We start from the raw sequence: 18,555 nt of genomic DNA, 5'->3' as shown, positions 1-18,555 counted from the left end.
GATTCCACGGGGACTCAGGTCGAAGGGGACGGATGGGGGGACGCGGAGGGCGCGCGGAGCAGGCCGAACCACTCGGTGAGCGAGGGCCGCTCGGCGAGATCGACGAAGGTGACCTCGGCGCCCGTGCTCCGCCACCGCTCCACCAGGCTCATGATGCGAATGGAGTCGAGCCCGCGGTCGAGGAGGTTGTCGTCATCTCCGAGGTCGCTGGCGGACTGCTGGAGCAGCTCGGCGACCTCCTCGCGGATCCGCTCGCGGCTCAGCGCGGCCTGGGGCGCGGGACCGAGCTGTTCGAGCAGCTGCTGCGTCGTGGCCGTCACCGCGCAGAGCTGCGAGGCGTAGTTCAGCGCGAGCTGGTGGTGCTCAAGCGAGAAGTCGCCCAAGGCATCCGCGACGAGGAACGGACGCACGTCGCTCATGAAGGCATCGCTGGCCGTCTGGAGGCAGCCGATGTGCGCGTAGATGCCGCAGATGAGGATCTGATCGCGTCCGCGCTCGCGCATGATGTCCATGAGCGGCGTCTTGCGGAACGCGCTGTAGCGCCACTTGGTGAGGCGGATGTCTCCCTCGCCCGGCGTGAGCGCGTCGATGATGTCTTTCTTGTGGTGGCCGTCGCTGACGCCCGCGCCCCAGAAGTCGAGCAGGAGGCCGCGCTGCTCGGAGGTCTGTCCTCCGGGCTGCGCCGAGTACACGACGGGGATTCCCAGCGCGAGGCAGCGCTGCCGCAGCCGCTGGATGTTCGCGACCAGCTCCTTGACGGGGGACTGGTCCGCCGTGAAGACGTCCACGAAGTAGCGCTGCATGTCGTGGATGAGCAGCACCGCGCGGCGCGGGTCGGGCGTCCAAGAGACCTTGTTGCGAGGGAGGTCGGCGACGCCGGGCATGGGATAGGGAGCGATGATGGGGAGCGCCATGGTGGGGACCTTTCTGCTCAGCGCGACGGAGCCGAGGCGCGCGCGAGGGCCTCGCGCAGCGCCTTCTTGCTGACCTTGCCGACGCCGGTTTGAGGGAAGGCGTCGATGAACTCGACGCGGTCGGGAAGCTTGAAGGCCGCCAGCCCGCGCTCGCGCAGGAAGGCGGTGAGCGACATGGGGTGCGGCGGCGTGCCTCGGGGTATGACGAACGCGCAGGTGCGCTCCCCGAGATACGGATCCGGCAGCGCGACCACCGCGGCGTCATGGACGGCGGGATGCGCCAGCAGGTGGTTTTCGATCTCCTCGGCGGCGATCTTGTCGCCTCCGCGGTTGATCTGATCCTTCGCGCGCCCCTCGACGACGAGGCACCCCTCGGGCGTCCGTCGGACCAGGTCGCCGGTGCGGTAGAAGCCGTCCGAGGTGAAGGCCCGCGCGTTGTGTGCCTCGGCCTGGTAGTAGCCGCGAATGGTGTAGGGGCCGCGCGTCAGGAGGTGGCCCGTCTCGCCCGGCGCCACGTCGCGGTCGTCGTCATCGACCACCCGGACCTCATCGTCCGGAGAGATGGGACGGCCCTGCGTGGTGACGATGCGATCCTCGGGGTCGTCCAGGCGGGTGTAGTTGACCAGCCCCTCCGCCATGCCGAAGACCTGCTGGAGCGTGCACCCCAGCACGGGCCGCACGCGGCGGGCTGCCTCGTCGCTCAGTCGGGCACCGCCCACCTGCAGCACGCGGAGGCTCGACAGGTCATGCCGCCGGGCCGTGGCGGATTCCATCCAGACCATCGCCAAGGGCGGCACCAGCGCGGTGATGCTCACGCGCTCGCGCTCGATGAGCGGGAAGGCCGTGTCCGGGCTGGGGTTCGGCGCCATCACGACCGTCGCGCCCGCGTGAAGCGCGCCGAGCACTCCCGGCGAGCTGAGCGGGAAGTTGTGCGCCACCGGGAGCGCGCAGAGGTAGACGCTGGAGGCATCCAGGCCGCAGATGTCCGCGCTCGCGCGCACGCTGTAGAGGTAGTCGTCGTGCGTGCGCGGGATGAGCTTCGGCACGCCGGTGCTTCCGCCCGAGAGCTGGAAGAACGCCACGTCGTGTGCCTGAGGGCTGTCCACCGCGATGGGCGGGGCGTAGAGCGTGCTCAGTCCGACGAACGGTCCGGCGGCGCCCGCCACGATCACGTGCCGCAGCGTGGGCGTCTTGGCGCGGACCTGCTCGGCGAGCATGCGGTAGTCGAACCCCGCGTGCTGTTCGGGAATCACGTAGGCCACGGCTTCGGTGAAGGCGCAGAAGTAGCCAATCTCAGCGCCGCGATGGGCGGGCAGGGCGAACACCGGCAGCGCGCCCAACCGGAAGAGGGCGAAGCACACCTCCAGGAACGCCGCGACGTTGGGGAGCTGCACCACGACGCGGTCCCGAGCGCGGATGCCCAGGGCATGGAAGCCCGCCGCGAGCTGATCCACGCGCGCGTCGAGTTCGCCGTAGCTCAGCCGCTGGGCGCCGGACACCACCGCGGTGCGATCCCCGTGGCGTCGCCCCCGTTCACGCAGCAGCTCGCCGAAGGTCTCGCCCTTCCAGTACCCCGCGGCGCGGTAGCGCGTGGCGAAGGACTCGGGCCAGGTGGGGCAGCCCAGCAGGATACCCATGGGCGCGGGCGTGCTCACGCCTGCACCTCGGAGCCCAGACCCATGGCCTGGAGCATGGTGCGGAACTTGGCCTCGGTCTCCGCCAGCTCTGACTCCGGGCGGGAACCCGCCACGATGCCCGCGCCCGCGAACAGTCGGAGCGTGTGCGCGTCCGCCTCGGCGCAGCGGATGGTCACCGCCCACTGCCCGTCTCCCGTGGCGTCGCACCAGCCCACCGTGCCGGTGTAGTAGCCCCGCGCGAATGGCTCGATGTGGCCAATCGCTTCGTGCGCCAGCCGCGTGGGGAAGCCGCACACGGCGGGGGTGGGGTGCAGGGCGGTGGCCAGCATCAGCGACGAGATGGCCGGGTCGCGCAGATCTCCGCGGATCCGACTGGAGAGGTGCCACATCGTGGACGTGCTCACGAGCGATGGGGCCTCAGGCACTTCCAGCGTCGTGCAGTACGGACGGAGGGCCTCCGCGACGGCGTCGATGACCACCGCGTGCTCGTGCAGGTCCTTGGGCGAGGAGCGCAGCGCGTTGGCCCGCGCCTGGTCCTCCACTGGATCCGCGGACCGCGCGGCGGAGCCCGCCAGCGGATTGGCGAGGACCTGGAGCCCGGAGCGCGAGACCAGCAGCTCGGGGCTGGCGCCAATCAGCGTCCGTCTCCCCGTGCCGGGTGCGCCGCTTCGCGCCATGGGGAGGTCCGCCGCGAACGTGTAGCCCGTGGGGTTGCGCCGCGCGAGGTTGTGCAGGAGCTGCTGAAGGTCGATGGGGCCCGCGGCCTCCAGGTCCAGGGCGCGCGACAAGACCACTTTGCGAAGCGGCCCGCTGCGCATCAGCTCCAGGGCCTGTGCGACGCCGTTCAGGTAGACGGTGGGCTCGGGCACCGGCCGCACCGTGTAGCGAGCCTGGAGCGGGCGGTGCGCGGGCGACTGGGTGTCGAACTCCAGGGGGCCCGCACGCTGGAGGGTCATGGGCACCACGAGCTGCGCGGGCGCCGAGCCATCGAAGGGAACTGCGCCCACGACGACGGGGATGTCGTGCGCCGCCTGTCGCGCGTCGTGCAGCACGGTCGCCACGCGAGAGGGGAGGTGCGCGAGCGCGTCCGGCCCTCCCGAGCACGGCACCGTCGCGAAGGTGCCACGCGCCAGCAACGTGCGCCGCGGCGTCGCGAAGAAGAACGATGAGCCCGGCTCGTAGCTCTGCAACAACTGCGCGGCCAGCATGCGGGGCGCCTGGGCCTGCTGCTCCACCGTCCTCATCGCGGAACTCCCATCATGAAGTTGGAACTAGTAATCATTCTCAATTGATGGATACACGAAGACGCTAGACCCCCAGCGTGGCGCCACCATCCACGCAGAGGTCATGCAGGGTGATGTGGCGCGCCCGGTCCGAGGCGAGGAAGCGCACGGCCTCGGCGATGTCGTCGGGGGAGGCGATGCGTCCCAGTGGGATGCCCAGTCGGAACGCCTCCAGGGAACCGGCGATGACCGCCTGACCACCCTGTTCGTCCGGCCAGAGCGCGCGCTGCATGGCCGTGTCGGTGGAGCCGGGCGACACGACGTTGCAGCGGATGCCGTGGGGCGCCAGCTCCAATCCCAGACACTTGGTGAACATCGCCGAGGCTGCCTTGGAGGCGGAGTAGGCGGCCATCCCTATCCGGGGAACTCCAGAAGCATTGGACGCAACCGTGACAATACAACCGGCCCGTCGCGGCACCATGCGTTGCGCCACCGCGCGCGAGACATGAAAGACGCCCTGCGTGTTCACCGCGAACGTGGCCGCCCAGTCCTCGTCTGTGATTGAGAGAGCGGGTGATACGCGCAGTATGCCAGCGACGTTGGCGAGCACCGCGATGGGGCCCAGCTCCCGTTCGACGCGATCGACGGCGGCGTCCACCGAGGCGCGGTCACTCACGTCCACGGGGAAGCCCGTGACGTCGAGCCCCCGGGCGCGCAGCTCCCGCGCGGTGGCGCCCAGTCGCTCCGCATTCCGGTCCAGGGCGGCGACGCGGCCTTCCTCGGCGAGCGCCCGAGCGACGGACGCACCAATCCCCTGAGCGGCCCCCGTCACGAGGGCCACGCGTATCTGCTGTTCCATCGGGTGCCGCGCGCCTGTTCTCCGGGGGCGTCCGGGGCTGGGAGGTGGGGATAGTGAGAATGGTTCTCATTATCGTTATTGGGCGCCTTAGTGCCACGTCGCGGGAAGCGTGTCAAGAGTCCGCCCATGCGCGGAGTCACAGTGTTGTCTGGTTCACGTTGATGTCGCGCGAAGGTGCCGATTGCCGTTGGAGCTTCACGGTTGCTGTGAGCCTGGACCGAGCCGTGGGTTCGCCTGTCTGTCTTTTCTCAAGACATTGGCGAAATGAATGAAGTCTCGGCTATTGAGGGAACCGCAGAAAGACAGCCCGCGTGTCTCTCGCCATGACCGAGCCCAGCACTCTCATCGAACTCCTCGAAGAGCGAAGCGTCACCCACGCCTCGCAGCGCCTGTACACGTTCCTGGAGGATGAACCGGGAGGCGAGGCGACCCTCACGAGCGACGGGCTCGCCGCGCGCGCACGAAGGATCGCCGCGCGGCTCCAGTCGGTGGCCTCGGCGGGGGAGCGCGCGGTGCTGCTGTATCCGCCAGGCGTCGAGTACGTGGCGGGCTTCTTCGGCTGTCTCTACTCGGGATGTGTCGCGGTGCCGGCGTATCCGCCGGACCCCACGCGGCTGGAGCGCACGCTGCCTCGACTGCGCGCCATCGTCGAGGACTCGGGCGCGACGGTGGTGCTCACCACGTCCGTCATCGCGGAGATGGCGGAGTTCCTCACCCAGGACGCACCGGACCTGCGCGCGCTGCGCTGGGTGGCGACGGATGCGCCGGAGCTGGAGCACGAGACGGGGTGGAGACGTCCGGAGGTCTCGGCGGAGTCGCTCGCGTTTCTCCAGTACACCTCGGGCTCCACCGGCACGCCGAAGGGCGTGATGCTGAGCCACCGCAACCTGCTGCACAACCTCGGGTTGATACGCGGTGCGTTTCAGACGCGTGACGACAGCGTGGGTGTCATCTGGTTGCCGCCGTATCACGACATGGGGCTCATCGGCGGCATCCTGGTGCCGCTGGCGCAGGGCTTCCACACCGCGCTGATGTCGCCGCTGGCCTTCCTCAAGCGCCCTCGCTTCTGGCTGGAGGCGCTCACGCGCTTCGGCGGAACCATCAGCGGCGGACCCAACTTCGCCTTCGAGCTGTGCACGCGTCGCATCCCCGTGGCGGAGCGAGAAGGGCTGGACCTGAGCCGCTGGGAGGTGGCCTTCTGCGGCGCCGAGCCCATCCGCGCCGAGACGCTGCAGCGCTTCACCGACGCCTTCGCGCCGCACGGCTTCCGGCGCGAGTCGCTCTATCCCTGCTACGGCCTGGCCGAGGCCAGTCTCATCGTCACGGGCGGCGTGAAGGCCGAGCCGCCTCGCTTGCGGCGCGTGGACATCCAGGCGCTGGAGCAGGGGCACGCGGCGCCGGTCCTCGGGGAAGGTCGCGTGCTGGTGGGCAGCGGCAGGACGCTGTCGTCGCAGGAGGTCCTCGTCGTGGACCCCGAGACGGCGCGAGTCCGCGCCCAGGGGGACGTGGGAGAGATCTGGGTCCGAGGGCCCAGCGTGGCCCGGGGCTACTGGCGACGCGACGAGCAGTCCCGCGAGGTCTTCCAGGCGCACCTCGCGAGCGGAGAGGGGCCGTTCCTGCGGACGGGGGACCTGGGGTTCCTCGACGCGGGGATGCTCTACGTCACGGGCCGGAAGAAGGACCTCATCATCCTGCGCGGACGCAACCTGTATCCGCAGGACCTGGAGCTGACGGTGGAGCAGAGCCACCCGGCGCTCCGGCCCGGGTGTGGCGCGGCCTTCGCCCTCGACCTGGAGGGCGAGGAGCGGCTGGTGGTGGTGCAGGAGGTGGACGCACGCAAGCTGGAGGGCTCCATCGACGACGTCGCGGGCGCGATCCGTCAGCGGCTGTCGGAGGTGCACGAGGTGCTCCCCGCCGCGCTCGTGCTCATCGATCCGGGGAGCCTGCCGAAGACCTCCAGCGGGAAGGTGCGGCGCGCCGCGAGCCGTGAGGCCTTCCTGGCTGGTGAGCTGCGCGAGCTGCACGTGTGGCGAGCGGGGAGCTTCGAGTCTCGCGAGGCCGCGGATGCGCTCGCGGAGGGGGAGCTGCCGTCGCTGGAGTCGTCCGTGCTCGCGCGCATCGCCGCGCGGCTGGGCTCCCGGGTGGAGGCGCTGGAGTCCGATGTCCCGCTCACGCGATACGGACTCGACTCGCTCGCCGCCGTGGAGTTGGCGCACGGCCTGGAGCGGGACCTGGGCGTCGCGATCCCCATGGAGTCCCTGCTCCGGGGCGCGAGCGCCGCTGAATTGGTGCGGGAGATCGCCGCGCGCCGGACGCGCGAGCCTGCTCGTGAGGCCATTCCTCGGCGTCCAGCGGGTGGGTCACCGCCCCTGTCATTCGCGCAGCAGCGCTTGTGGTTCCTCGAGCGCCTGGAACCCGGAAGCGCGTTCTACAACGTCCCGGTGGTGGCGCGGCTGGCGGGGCGCTTGGATGCCTCGGCGCTGGAGCGCGGACTGCGAGCGCTGACGCGGCGGCATGAAGTGCTCCGCATGGTCGTCGCGGAGGACGCGAAGGGCGAGCCCCTGGCTCGCGTCCTCGAGTCCGTGGCGTTGGCGCTACCCGTCGTGGAGCTGTCCTCGTCGCCCGAGGCCGCGCGCGAGGCCGAGGTCCTCCGGCTGGCGCGCGAGGAGGCCCGTCGCCCGTTCGACCTGGGACAAGGCCCGCTGCTCCGCGCCACGCTGTTGCGTTTGGAGTCCGAGCGCCACGTGTTGCTCCTGACGATGCATCACCTCGTCACGGACGGCGGCTCCATGCGGGTGCTGGTGGGGGAGCTGGGTGAGCTCTATGCGGCGGCGCTGGAGCGGCGCGCGCCCGTGCTTGCCGACCCTCCCGTGCAGTTCGGCGACTACGCCATCTGGCAGCGGCAGTGGCTCCAGGGCACCCGCTTGGAGACGTTGATCTCCTGGTGGCGCGAGCACCTGGCTGGAACTCCACCGGTCTTGGAGTTGCGTGGCGATCGTCCTCGTCCCGCTGTCCAGTCCTACCGAGGCGCGCAGGTGCGCCGCCGCTTGGAGTTGTCGACCTGGGAGCAGGTGCGCGCGCTGGCGCGCCATGGCGGCACCACGCCCTTCGTGACGTTGTTGGCGGGGTTTCAGCTCCTGCTTCATCGCTACTCGGGACAGGAGGATCTCGTCGTCGGCGTGGACGCCGCGCACCGTGCGCGCCCGGAGCTCGCGGGGCTGCTGGGCCTGTTCGTCAACCAGCTCCCTCTGCGTGGCGACTTCTCCGGCGCGCCGAGCTTCCGCGAGGTGCTCGCGCGACTCCATGACGAGGCGCTCGCCGCGTGGGCGCACCAGGACCTGCCCTTCGACGAGCTGGTCCGCGCCCTCAACCCGGAGCGCAGCCTGTCCCATGCGCCCGTGTTCCAGGTGAAGCTGGTGCTCCAGGAGGCGCTGCCCACTTCGGCGCGCCTGCCGGGTGGACTGACGCTCGAAGGCAGCCTGGGCGACACAGGCGCGACGAAGCTGGACCTCACGCTCTGCGTGACCGAGACGGCCACGGGTGTCGAGCTGCTGTGCGAGTACGCCACGGACCTCTTCGACGCGGACACGGTGGCGCGCATGCTGCGTCACCTGGAGATGCTCCTCGTGGGCGCCGTGGCGGAGCCCGAGCGTCGCGTCTCCGAGCTGTCGATGTTGACGCCCGAGGAGCGCCAGCGCGCGCTGCTCGAGTGGAGCCACACGAGCCCCGCGGCTCCCGCCCGATGCGCGCACCACCATGTCGAGGCCTGGGCGCGGCGGACTCCCGGCGGTCCCGCGCTCACGCTGGGGACGCGGTCCTGGTCGTATCGGGAGCTGGATGCCCGCGCCAATCAGCTCGCGGCGCACCTGCGCTCGGTGGGCGTGGGGCCCGAGGTCCGGGTGGGCGTGTATCTGGAGCGCACGCCCGAGCTGGTGGTGGCGCTGCTGGGCGTGTTGAAGGCGGGTGGCGCCTTCCTGCCGCTCGACACGTCGTATCCCCCCGGTCGTCTTGCGGCCATGCTGGGCGAAGCCCGTGTGCCCGTGCTGATCAGCCAGGAGGCGCTGGCGGACGAGCTGGGCACGAGCGGTGAGATGCTGGTGCTGCTCGACGCGGATGCGAGCGCGATCGCTCGCTTCCCGGAGTCCGCGCCCGAGTCCTCGGTGTCTCCCGAGCACCTGGCCTATGTCCTCTTCACCTCCGGCTCGACGGGAACGCCCAAGGGCGCGCTCATCGAGCACCGGGGGCTGAGCAATACGGCGGTCGCGTTCGGTGAGGCGCTCGGCCTGGGGCCAGGGCGGCGCATCCTCCAGCTCGCGTCCTTCGGGTTCGATGCCTCCGTGTGCGAGGTGTTCACCGCGCTGTGCTCGGGCGCGGAGCTGGTGTTCGCGCCTCCCGGCACGCTCCTGGCGGGTCCCGCCTTGCAGGAGGTATTGGGAGCGCAGCGCATCGACGTGTTGATCGCGACGCCCACCTCGCTCGCGCAGCTGAGTCCGTCCGCGCTGCCGGCGCTCGGGGTGGTCGCCTCCGTGGGCGAGGCCTGCACGCCGGAGTTGGCCGCCGCGTGGCAGGCCGGCCGGCGCTTCCTGGACGGCTACGGGCCCACCGAGGTCTCCATCTGCGCGACCGTGGAGCTGGAGGTGGATCCTCGGCGTCCGTCCATCGGGCGGGCCCTCGCGGGCGCGCGCGTGTACGTGCTCGATCGCGACATGCAGCCGGTGCCCGTGGGCGTACCGGGTGAGCTGTGCGTGGGCGGCATCGGCGTGGGGCGCGGCTATCTGAACCAGCCCGCGCTCACCGCCGAGCGCTTCGTGCCCCATCCCTTCACGCAGGACCCGGGGGAGCGGCTGTATCGGACCGGGGACATGGTGTGTCAGCTCGCCGATGGTCGCCTGGAGTTCGTCGGGCGCCGCGACGCGCAGGTGAAGGTCCGCGGCATCCGCATCGAGCTGGGCGAGGTCGAGGCCGCCCTGTCCCGACACCCCGGTGTTCGACAGGCCGTGGTCGTCCCCCACGAGCGTGGAGGGGAGACGCGCCTGACGGCCTATGTCGTGGGCGAGGGAGAGCTGGACGCGGGGACGTTGCGTCGCTTCCTGCGCGAGCGGCTCCCGGATGCGTGGGTGCCCTCGTTCTTCATGCGGCTGGAGCACCTGCCGCTGACGCCAGGAGGAAAGGTCGACCGTCGCTCCTTGCCGGAGCACGAGCCCCTCGCAGCCGCTGCCGCACCGGAGTCCGTCGAGCCGACGACCGAGCTGGAGCGGACCATCGCGGGGGTCTGGGCGCGGGTGCTCCAGGTACCCCGAGTGGGCATGCATGACCACTTCTTCGAGGCGCTCGGAGGCAGCTCGCTGACCGTGGTGAAGGCCAGCACCCAGCTTCGCGCCGAGCTGGGGCGCGAGGTCCCCGTCACGCACTTCTTCGAGCATCCGACGGTGCACGCGCTCGCCGCGCGCTTGGAGCGCGAGCGGGTGGAGCCCGAGCCTCGCGCGCCACGCCGCTCCGAGACCGAGGTGAGAACCGAAGGGGAAGGGCGAGACATCGCCATCGTCGGCATGGCGGGCCGGTTCCCTGGGGCCAAGGACGTGAAGGCCTTCTGGGAGAACCTGCGGCAGGGGGTGGAGTCCATCTCGCGCTTCTCCGCCGAGGAGCTGGAGGACTCGCCGCTGTTGTCCGCCGCGATGCGAGAGCATCCGGACTTCGTGCCGGCGGGGGGCGTGCTGGATGGCGCCGACGACTTCGATGCGGGCTTCTTCGAGGTCTCCCCGCGCGAGGCCGAGTGGATGGATCCGCAGCAGCGCCTCTTCCTGGAGTGCGCGTGGCATGCGTTGGAGGACGCGGGCTACGACGCGCAGCGCGTCCTGGGCGCCATCTCGCTGTATGCCGGCGCGGGCTCGTCGGGAGGGCACCTCCTGTCGCTCCTCGGCCAGACGAAGAAGGAGCCAGCGGCTCTGTTCGAGGCGCTCGGCACCACGACCGGCGAGAACGTGGCCACCAAGACGGCCTACAAGCTCAAGCTCTCCGGCGAGAGCCTCAACGTCTACACCGCCTGCTCCACGGGCCTCGTCGCGGTGCACCTCGCCTGCCAGAGCTTGCGCACGCGCCAGTCCGACGTGGGGCTCGCGGGCGCGGTGAAGGTGTCGCTGCCTCAGCGCACGGGCTACCTCTTCCAGGAGGGGATGATCCTCTCTCCGGACGGGCACTGCCGCGCATTCGATGCCCGCGCGCGGGGCACCGTGCTGGGCAATGGGTTGGGCGTGGTGGTGCTCAAGCGCCTCGCGGATGCGGTGCGCGACGGCGACACCGTCTACGCGGTCATCAAGGGCTCGGCCCTCAACAACGACGCCGATGCGAAGGTCAGCTACACCGCGCCCAGCATTCAGGGGCAGCGCGAGGTCATCTCGCGCGCGCTCGCCGCCGCGGACGTGGACGCCTCCACCATCGGGCTCGTCGAGGCGCATGGCACGGGGACCTCGCTCGGTGACCCCATCGAGGTCGCGGCGCTGACCCGCGCCTTCCGCGCGCACACCGAGCAGCGGGGCTACTGCGCCCTCGGCTCGGTGAAGACGAACATCGGACACCTGGACACGGCCGCGGGCATGGCTGGCCTCATCAAGGCGGTCCTGTCACTGCATCACGGCGAGGTGCCGCCCAGCCTTCACTTCGAGCAGCCCAATCCCGAGGTGGACTTCTCGCGCGGTCCCTTCTTCGTGAACACCTCGCTGCGGCCCTGGCCTCGGGGCGACGTGCCTCGGCGCGCGGCCGTCAGTTCCTTCGGAATCGGCGGCACCAACGCGCACCTCGTGCTGGAGGAGGCGCCGCCGCCTGAGTTGCCGATGGGCAGCTCTCGCGGTCGACAGCTCGTCACCTTGTCGGCGAGGAGCGAAGGCGCGCTGAGGACGCTGGGGCAAGAGCTGGCCCGCCATGTCCTCGCGCACCCCGATGTGGACCTCGCGGATCTTGCCCACACCCGGGCCGTGGGGCGTCGGGCCTTCGAGTTCCGCCAGTCCGTCGTGGTCGAGGATGGCGCGGAGCTGGCCCGCGTGCTCGCGGAGCCGGGGCGGGCGGCGCAGGCCGTCTCGAATGAGGTGGCGCGAGCGCGGCAGGTGGCGTTCCTCTTCCCGGGGCAAGGCGCGCAGTCGGTTGGAATGGCGCGCGACCTGTACTCGTCCGAGCCCGCGTTCCGGCGCGCGCTGGATGCCTGCCTGGAGATCCTCCCCACTGTTGGACTGACCGAGGACCTGCGCGCGGTGCTCTTCCCCGAGCCTGGGAGCGAGGCCGAGGCCGAGGCGCGCCTGCGAGAGCCCCGCTTCGCGCTGCCCGCGCTCCTGGCCGTGGAGTACGCCCTCGCTCGTACCTGGATGGGCTTTGGCATCCAGCCCAGCGCGTTGTTGGGGCACAGCTTTGGTGAGTACGCGGCCGCCTGTTTGTCGGGCGTCCTGTCCCTGGAGGACGCGCTCGCGCTGGCCGTGCTGCGGGGCGAGCTGATGTCCCGCCTGCCTCCGGGCGGCATGCTCGCGGTGGGCATGTCCGTCGAGGCCCTGCGTCCGCTGTTGCCGGAGGGCGTGGAGATCGCCGCCGTCAACGCGGTCGATCGCTGCACGGTGTCCGGACCTCGCGAGGCACTGGAGGTCCTGGAGCAGGCGCTCGCGGAGCGGCGCGAGGGCAGGGTGGCCATCGCGACCGCGCACGCGTTCCACTCCCGCGCGGTGGAGCCGATGATGCCGTTGCTCGAGAAGGCCGTGGCCGGCCTGACGCTCAACGCGCCGTCCATTCCCTACGTCTCCAGCCTCACCGGCACCTGGATCCGTCCCGAGGAAGCGATCTCGCCCGAGTACTGGGCTCGGCAGATGCGTGAGCCCGTGCGCTTCTCGGCGGGCCTCGCCACGTTGGTCGAGTCCGGGTGTCGCTGGTTCATCGAGGCGGGACCGGATCAGCACCTCACCACGCTCGCGCGTCCAGCGCTCCGGACGCAGCGGGACGCGCGCGTGGTGCCGTCGCTGCGCCGGCAGGGCACGTCGAACTCGGATGAGCAGACCCTGCTGGAGTCCTTGGGGGCGCTCTGGTGCGCCGGCGCGATGGTGGATTGGGAAGGCTTCTTCGCGCACGAGCGCCGCCATCGGGTGTCGCTCCCGGGCTATCCCTTCGAGTCCCGGAACGTCGTGCGTCCTGCCCTGACGCTTCCGGATGTCGTCGTGGCCCCGAGCGCCCCGCCCGCGCCGCGCGGGGACATCGCTCAGCGCCTGACCGAGCTGTGGCGCGAGCGCCTGGGCGTGGAGGACATCGGGCCGGACGACAACTTCCTCGCCTTGGGCGGCAACTCGCTCATGGCGGCGCAGCTCCTCACGCGCCTTCGCGAGGAGTTCCGCGTCCAGATTCCCCTGAGCGACTTGTTCGAGGCGCCCACCGTGGCGAGCCTCGCCGCGCGCATCGAGGCCCGCCTCCAGGTGGATGCGCCCGAAGCCGCCAGGGCCGGCGTGGCCATCGCGCCCATTCCTCGAACCGGCGAGCTGCCCCTCTCCGTCGTCCAGGCTCGCGTCTGGGAACTGGAGCGGCAGGAGCCCGGCAGCTCCATCTTCAACGAGCCGCTCGCGATCCGAATCACGGGTGACTTGCGCGTGCCGCTGTTGGAGCGCGCCTTCAACGACGTCATCCGTCGTCACGAGTCCCTGCGCACGGTCTTCCGAGACGTGGCGGGCCGGGCGGTGCCTCACGTCCTCTCGGAGGTTCGCATCTCGGTGCCGGTCGTGGACCTGCGCGAGTTCGCGGGGGACCGCGAGGCGGAGGCGATGCGGCGCGCGCGGCTCGATCCGGCTGCCCCGTTCTCGTTGGACGCGGGCCCGCTGGTGCGCGTCCACCTGCTGCGCCTGGCGGATGCGGAGCATGTGTTGCTGCTCACCATCCATCACATCGTCGCGGACACGCTCTCGCTGGTGAACTTCATCCGCGAGGCCGTCGCGCTCTACACCGGCTTCGTGCACGGGCACTCCGTGGCATTGCCGGAGCTGCCCATCCAGTACATCGACTTCGCCGCGTGGCAGCGGCAAGCGGTGGTCGACGGGTCGCTGTCATCGCAGCAGACGTATTGGCGGGAGCGGCTGGCTCGGCGACCGGGGCCGCTGCCCCTGCCGCTCGACCGGCCTCGCGTGGCCGGGGCGCGGCGGCGCGGCGCGAGACACTCGTTCGCGTTCTCCCGGGGGCTCAGCACCGCGCTGGAGGCGTTCAGCCAGCGTGAGGGCGTCACGCCGTACATGACCCTGCTCGCGGGCTTCAAGGCGCTGCTGGCCCGGTGCTCGGGTCAGGACGACATCGTGGTGGGGACGTCCATCGGCAACCGCACCCGGCCTGAGCTGGAGCCGCAGATCGGCTACGTCGCCCATGCCCTCGCGCTGCGGACCTCTCTGGAGGGAGACCCGAGCTTCCGCGAGCTGGCCCTCCGCGTGCGCGACACGACCCTGTCCGCGTTCGCGAACCCGGATGTTCCCTACGAGCAGCTCCTGGGCGAGCTGGAGCCTGGCGAGGAGAGCGGGCTGTCCCGCCTGTTCGACGCCGTCTTCCTCCTGCACACCCAGGATGTGTCCGCGCCCATCCTCGAGTTCCCCGGGCTGCGGCTGAGCTACTTCGACGTCACCGAGCTTCCCGCGCAGTACGGCACCGCGCTGGCGGACCTCACCGTGCTCATGCGGCAGGACGAGGACGGCTTCTCCGGCATCCTCGAGTACGCGGTCGACTTGTTCGATGCGTCGTCCATCGCGCGGCTGCTGTCGCAGATGGAAGCGCTCCTGACGGACGCGATGGCGTCTCCGGACCTCGCGATGTCGAGGCTGTCGCTGGAGCGCGCCGAGCCGGGTGCGTCCTTGGGGTCCGCCTCCATTCCCGCGCTGCTCCTGGCTCGCGCGGAGGCCGAGCCCGAAGCGGTGGCCCTGCGCGAGGGTTCGCGCTCGCTGACGTGGCGCGCCTTGCGGACGCAGGCGCTCGCGCTCGCGACCCAGTTGCGACGCCTGGACGTGGGCTCGGGCATCCCCGTGGCGGTCTGTGTCGATTCGCCGCTCGAGCGCGCGGTCGCGCTGTGGGGCGTGCTCGCGGCGGGAGGTGCCTATGCGCTCGTGACGCCGACGCAATGGAGCACGGTGGCGTCCCTGGCCTTGGAGGGACAACCCGCGGTGCTCGTGGCGGGAGCCTCGGTGCGGGTTCCGTCGGAGCTGGCGGGCGTTCGGGTCGCCCGACTCCCGCTGGCGCCAGATACGGTGTCGAGCGAATGGGCACTGCCGCGCGTGGAGGTGGAGGGCATGGCCTGCCTCGTGCCGGAGCACGGTGGCGAGGACTCGGCGCGGGTGGTGCTGAGCCACCAGAACCTCGGGCACCGGTTCGCGTTGCTCGATGCGCGCATGTCCGCGAGCCCTGGGGAGCTCTGGCTCGTGACGCCCGAATTGGCGCGCGATGGCGCCGAGCTGGAGACGTTGTGGGCGCTCACGCGTGGACTCCAGGTCGTCGTGGCCGGAGCCGTGGCCGAGGACCGCTCCGTGGCAGGGCGCACGGGAGGCTCGCGCACGCTCGACTTCAGCTTGTTCTACTTCGCGGCGGACGCTGACGCGGCGGGCCGCGAGAAGTACCAGTTGCTGCTCGACGGCGCGAAGTTCGCTGACACGCATGACTTCAGCGCGGTGTGGACGCCCGAGCGTCACTTCCACGCCTTCGGTGGTCCCTATCCCAGCCCGACCACGACGACCGCCGCGCTGGCCATGGTCACCGAGCGCGTGTCCCTGCGCGCCGGCAGCGTCGTGCTCCCGCTGCACGACACCGTGCGCGTGGCCGAGGAGTGGTCCGTCATCGACAACCTCTCGGATGGACGCGCGGGGGTGTCCTTTGCCACGGGTTGGAACGCGAACGACTTCGTCTTCGCTCCGGAGAACTTCAAGCAGCGCCCAGAGGCCGTGCGGCGTGGCGTGGAAGAGGTGCGAAGGCTGTGGCGGGGTGGATCCATTCGCCGTGTCAACGGCGCCGGAGTCGAGGTGGACGTCTCGATCCGCCCGCGGCCCGTTCAAGCCGAGCTTCCCTTGTGGATCACCGCCGCCTTCAACCCTGAGACGTTCCGGATGGCGGGTGAGCTGGGCACGGGGTTGCTCACCAACGTGCTCGGGCTGGGACAGGACTTCGAGGAGCTGGGCCGCAAGGTGGCCCTCTACCGGGCGGCGCGGCGTGCGGCGGGCCACGACCGAGGCCACGTCGTCCTGATGCTGCATACGTTCGTGACGGAGCGCCGCGAGGACGTGGCCCGCCTCGCGCGCGAGCCGTTGCTGCGCTACTTCCGCAGCTCGGTGGAGCTGATCCAGGGACTGGTGGCCAGCCAGGGCTCGGGCTTCGACGTGCGACAGCTGTCGCCCCAGGACCTGGAGACGCTGCTGGAGCAGGGCGTCACGCGCTACCTGGAGGCGGGCGGATTGTTCGGCACTCCGGACTCGCTCGTCGCGCGGATGGAGCAGCTCCGGCAGGCGGACGTGGATGAGGTCGCGTGCCTCGTCGACTTCGGTCTCCCGCATGCCGTGGCCATGGAGGGCCTGCGACACTTGGACACGCTGCGGCGCCGCGTGCAGGGAGACCGCGCGCGTCCTTCCTTCGTGCTGCCTCGCGAAGACGTGGGTCCGTCGCTGGTGGACTGGCTGCGCCCGGAGTCGCCCGCGCATCTGCGCTGCGGCGCCGCGTTCGCGCAAACGCTCGCGAACCTGCCCGAGGCCGAGGCGCGCCTGGGCTCGGTGCGCACGTGGGTCGTGGACGAGACAGAGGGAAGCCCGGTCGAGCTGGCCGCGTCGCTCCAGCGGGCGGCCTCCGCGCGGGTGGTCTCTCCCGTGCCCGTGTTGCCTCAGGCGACCGAGACCCACGGGCCACGGTTCGTGCTCGATGCCTCGGGGCGTCGTGCCCCGGTGGGCGTGGTGGGCGAGTTGTTCGTAGGGGGCGAGGCCGTACCGATCGGCTTCTGGAATGATCCGGAACGCTCGCGTGCGCGCCTGCCTGGATCCCCCGAGGGAAATGGGACGCGCCTGTACGGCACACATGTCTCGGCGCGATACCGAGCGGACGGGCAGGTGGAGGTTCTTGCGAACCTTGCGCGGCGGCCCGCTTCGACTCGGGCGCCCAGCCCAGGAGTCACCCAGCCACCCGCCACCGACAGCCGGTCCGCCGTCGTGGCACGCCCATCCTCGAGTGTGCCGCGCGCGCCCGGCGCAGACGTGCATGGGGCTTCGTCCCCGCCGCGTGTTCCGTCGGCTCAGTCGCGGGGCGAGTCATCCGCGTCTCGCTCGCACCCTGCCTCTTCGCACGTGGCTGCGGCTGTGTCCCAGGGCTCTGGATCCGCGCGTGGCACGGAGCTGGCCTCGGGCGCTCCGGGTGGTGCGATTCGCCGCGTGTCGCGCGCGGGGCCGCTGCCGCTTTCGTTCGGACAGCAGCGGTTGTGGTACCTCGCTCAGCTCGATCCGACGAGCGTTGCGTACCACTCGCCCATCTCGTTGCGCCTGAGTGGCGCCCTGGATGTCGCCGCGCTGGAGAAGTCGCTCCAGGAGTTGGTGGTGCGACATGAAGTGCTGCGCACGGTCTACCGTCACGCGGCCGACGCGCCCATTCAGCACGTCTTCCCCTCGATGGCGCTCCCGTTGGAGCAGGTGGACCTGCGCCACGTTCCCTCCGCTCGGCGCGAGACCGAGCTGCTGTCAGCTCTGCGCGAGCGGATCCTCCATCGCTTCGACTTGGAGCAAGGGCCGCTGATGCGCGCCTCCTTGCTGCGGGTGGGGGAGGAGGAGCACGTCCTGTTGCTCGTCCTCCACCACATCATCACGGACGGGTGGTCCGGCGCGGTGCTCTCGCGCGAGCTGGTGATGCTCTACACCGCGCGTCGCCTGGGCGCGCCTACGAAGCTCCCCGAGCCGCCCCTCCAATACGTCGACTTCGCGCTGTGGCAGCGAGGCTGGCTCCAGGGCGCCGAGCTGGAAGCGCAGTTGAGTTGGTGGAAGCAGGCCTTGCGCGGCGTGAATGGCGCACTGGCGTTGCCCACGGACTTCCCACTCCCGGCGAAGCCTTCGGGCCGAGGGGCCAGTCAGCCCGTGCTCGTGCCGCGGGCGCTCACCGAGCAGCTCAAGGCTGTGGCGTTGCGAGAGGGCGGCACGCTCTTCATGGGCATCATCGCGGCGCTTCAGGTTGTCCTCGGTCGCTACTCCGGCCAGGAGGACATCACCGTCGGCACGCCCATCGCGGGTCGCAACCGCAAGGAGCTGGAGGGCCTGCTGGGCCTGTTCGTCAACACGCTGGTGTTGCGAGGGGACCTCTCGGGCGATCCCTCGTTCCGGACCTTCTTCGGGCGCGTGAAGCGCATGGCCCTGGGCGCGTACGCGAACCAGGACGTGCCCTTCGAGAAGCTCGTGGAGGTGATGGACGTTCCCCGAGGACAGCGACGTCCGCCCTTGTTCCAGGTGCTCGTCGCGCTCCAGAACGTACCGGTTCCGGATGTGACGCTGCCGGGGCTGAAGGTGAGTCTGCAGCCCATCCCGAGTCTCGGCGCGAAGTTCGACCTCACGCTCGATGTCACGGAGACGGAGGACGGTCTCAAGGGCATCCTGGAGTACAGCACCGACCTGTTTGCGGCCTCCACGGTCGCTCGCATGAGCGAGCACTTCCAGCGCGTCCTGGAATGGGCCGTGACTTCTCCCGATGCGCCACTGTCCGAGCTCTCGCTCCTCACGGAGGCAGAGCGGGGGCAGGTGCTGGTGGCGTGGAACGACACCGCCGCGGAGTACCCGAGGGACGAGCTGGTGCACCACCTGGTGGAGCAGCAGGTGGCGAAGCGTCCCGAAGCCGTGGCGGTGGAGTCGGAAGGGACGCGACTGACGTATGCGGAGGTGGACGCACAGGCCAACCAACTGGCGCACCAGCTTCGCGCC

The 18,555-nt window shown here is 70.7% G+C and carries 5 protein-coding genes; 1 reads left to right on the top strand and 4 read right to left on the bottom strand.

What is annotated here, in order from left to right; all coding sequences use genetic code 11:
- Positions 1 to 14 precede the first annotated feature (14 nt).
- The 4 genes from JGU66_17440 to JGU66_17425 form a co-directional block, all read right to left on the bottom strand.
- The gene (locus tag JGU66_17440; protein MBJ6762558.1) at positions 15 to 914 is read right to left on the bottom strand and encodes an isochorismatase family protein; all 900 of its coding nucleotides are present in this window, start codon (positions 912 to 914) and stop codon (positions 15 to 17) included.
- Between the two features lie 17 nt (positions 915 to 931).
- Positions 932 to 2,551: a (2,3-dihydroxybenzoyl)adenylate synthase gene (locus JGU66_17435; GenBank protein ID MBJ6762557.1), complete on the bottom strand. Its 1,620-nt coding sequence runs from the start codon at positions 2,549 to 2,551 to the stop codon at positions 932 to 934.
- Positions 2,552 to 2,565: 14 nt separating this feature from the next.
- A complete protein-coding gene (gene dhbC, locus JGU66_17430) occupies positions 2,566 to 3,795 on the bottom strand; it encodes an isochorismate synthase DhbC (GenBank protein ID MBJ6762556.1) in 1,230 nt (409 codons plus the stop codon).
- A gap of 64 nt (positions 3,796 to 3,859) precedes the next feature.
- Positions 3,860 to 4,633, bottom strand: a complete 774-nt coding sequence (locus JGU66_17425; GenBank protein MBJ6762555.1) for a 2,3-dihydro-2,3-dihydroxybenzoate dehydrogenase — start codon at positions 4,631 to 4,633, stop codon at positions 3,860 to 3,862.
- Between the two features lie 311 nt (positions 4,634 to 4,944).
- On the opposite strand from JGU66_17425, the gene JGU66_17420 reads away from it, so the two are divergent.
- Positions 4,945 to 18,555: amino acid adenylation domain-containing protein (locus tag JGU66_17420; protein MBJ6762554.1), on the top strand; the 13,611-nt coding region annotated here is incomplete at its 3' end.

The sequence above is a fragment of the Myxococcaceae bacterium JPH2 genome (assembly GCA_016458225.1).
Classification (GTDB): Bacteria; Myxococcota; Myxococcia; order Myxococcales; family Myxococcaceae; genus Citreicoccus.
Note: the sequence above shows the minus strand (reverse complement) of the source record. Positions and strands in the feature narration are given on the sequence as shown.

What these genes read in the sequence shown, in the direction of transcription:
- JGU66_17440 (MBJ6762558.1), bottom strand. Translation starts at nt 914, where the DNA reads ATGGCGCTCCCCATCATCGCTCCCTATCCCATGCCCGGCGTCGCCGAC.
- JGU66_17435 (MBJ6762557.1), bottom strand. Translation starts at nt 2,551, where the DNA reads ATGGGTATCCTGCTGGGCTGCCCCACCTGGCCCGAGTCCTTCGCCACG.
- dhbC (MBJ6762556.1), bottom strand. Translation starts at nt 3,795, where the DNA reads ATGAGGACGGTGGAGCAGCAGGCCCAGGCGCCCCGCATGCTGGCCGCG.
- JGU66_17425 (MBJ6762555.1), bottom strand. Translation starts at nt 4,633, where the DNA reads ATGGAACAGCAGATACGCGTGGCCCTCGTGACGGGGGCCGCTCAGGGG.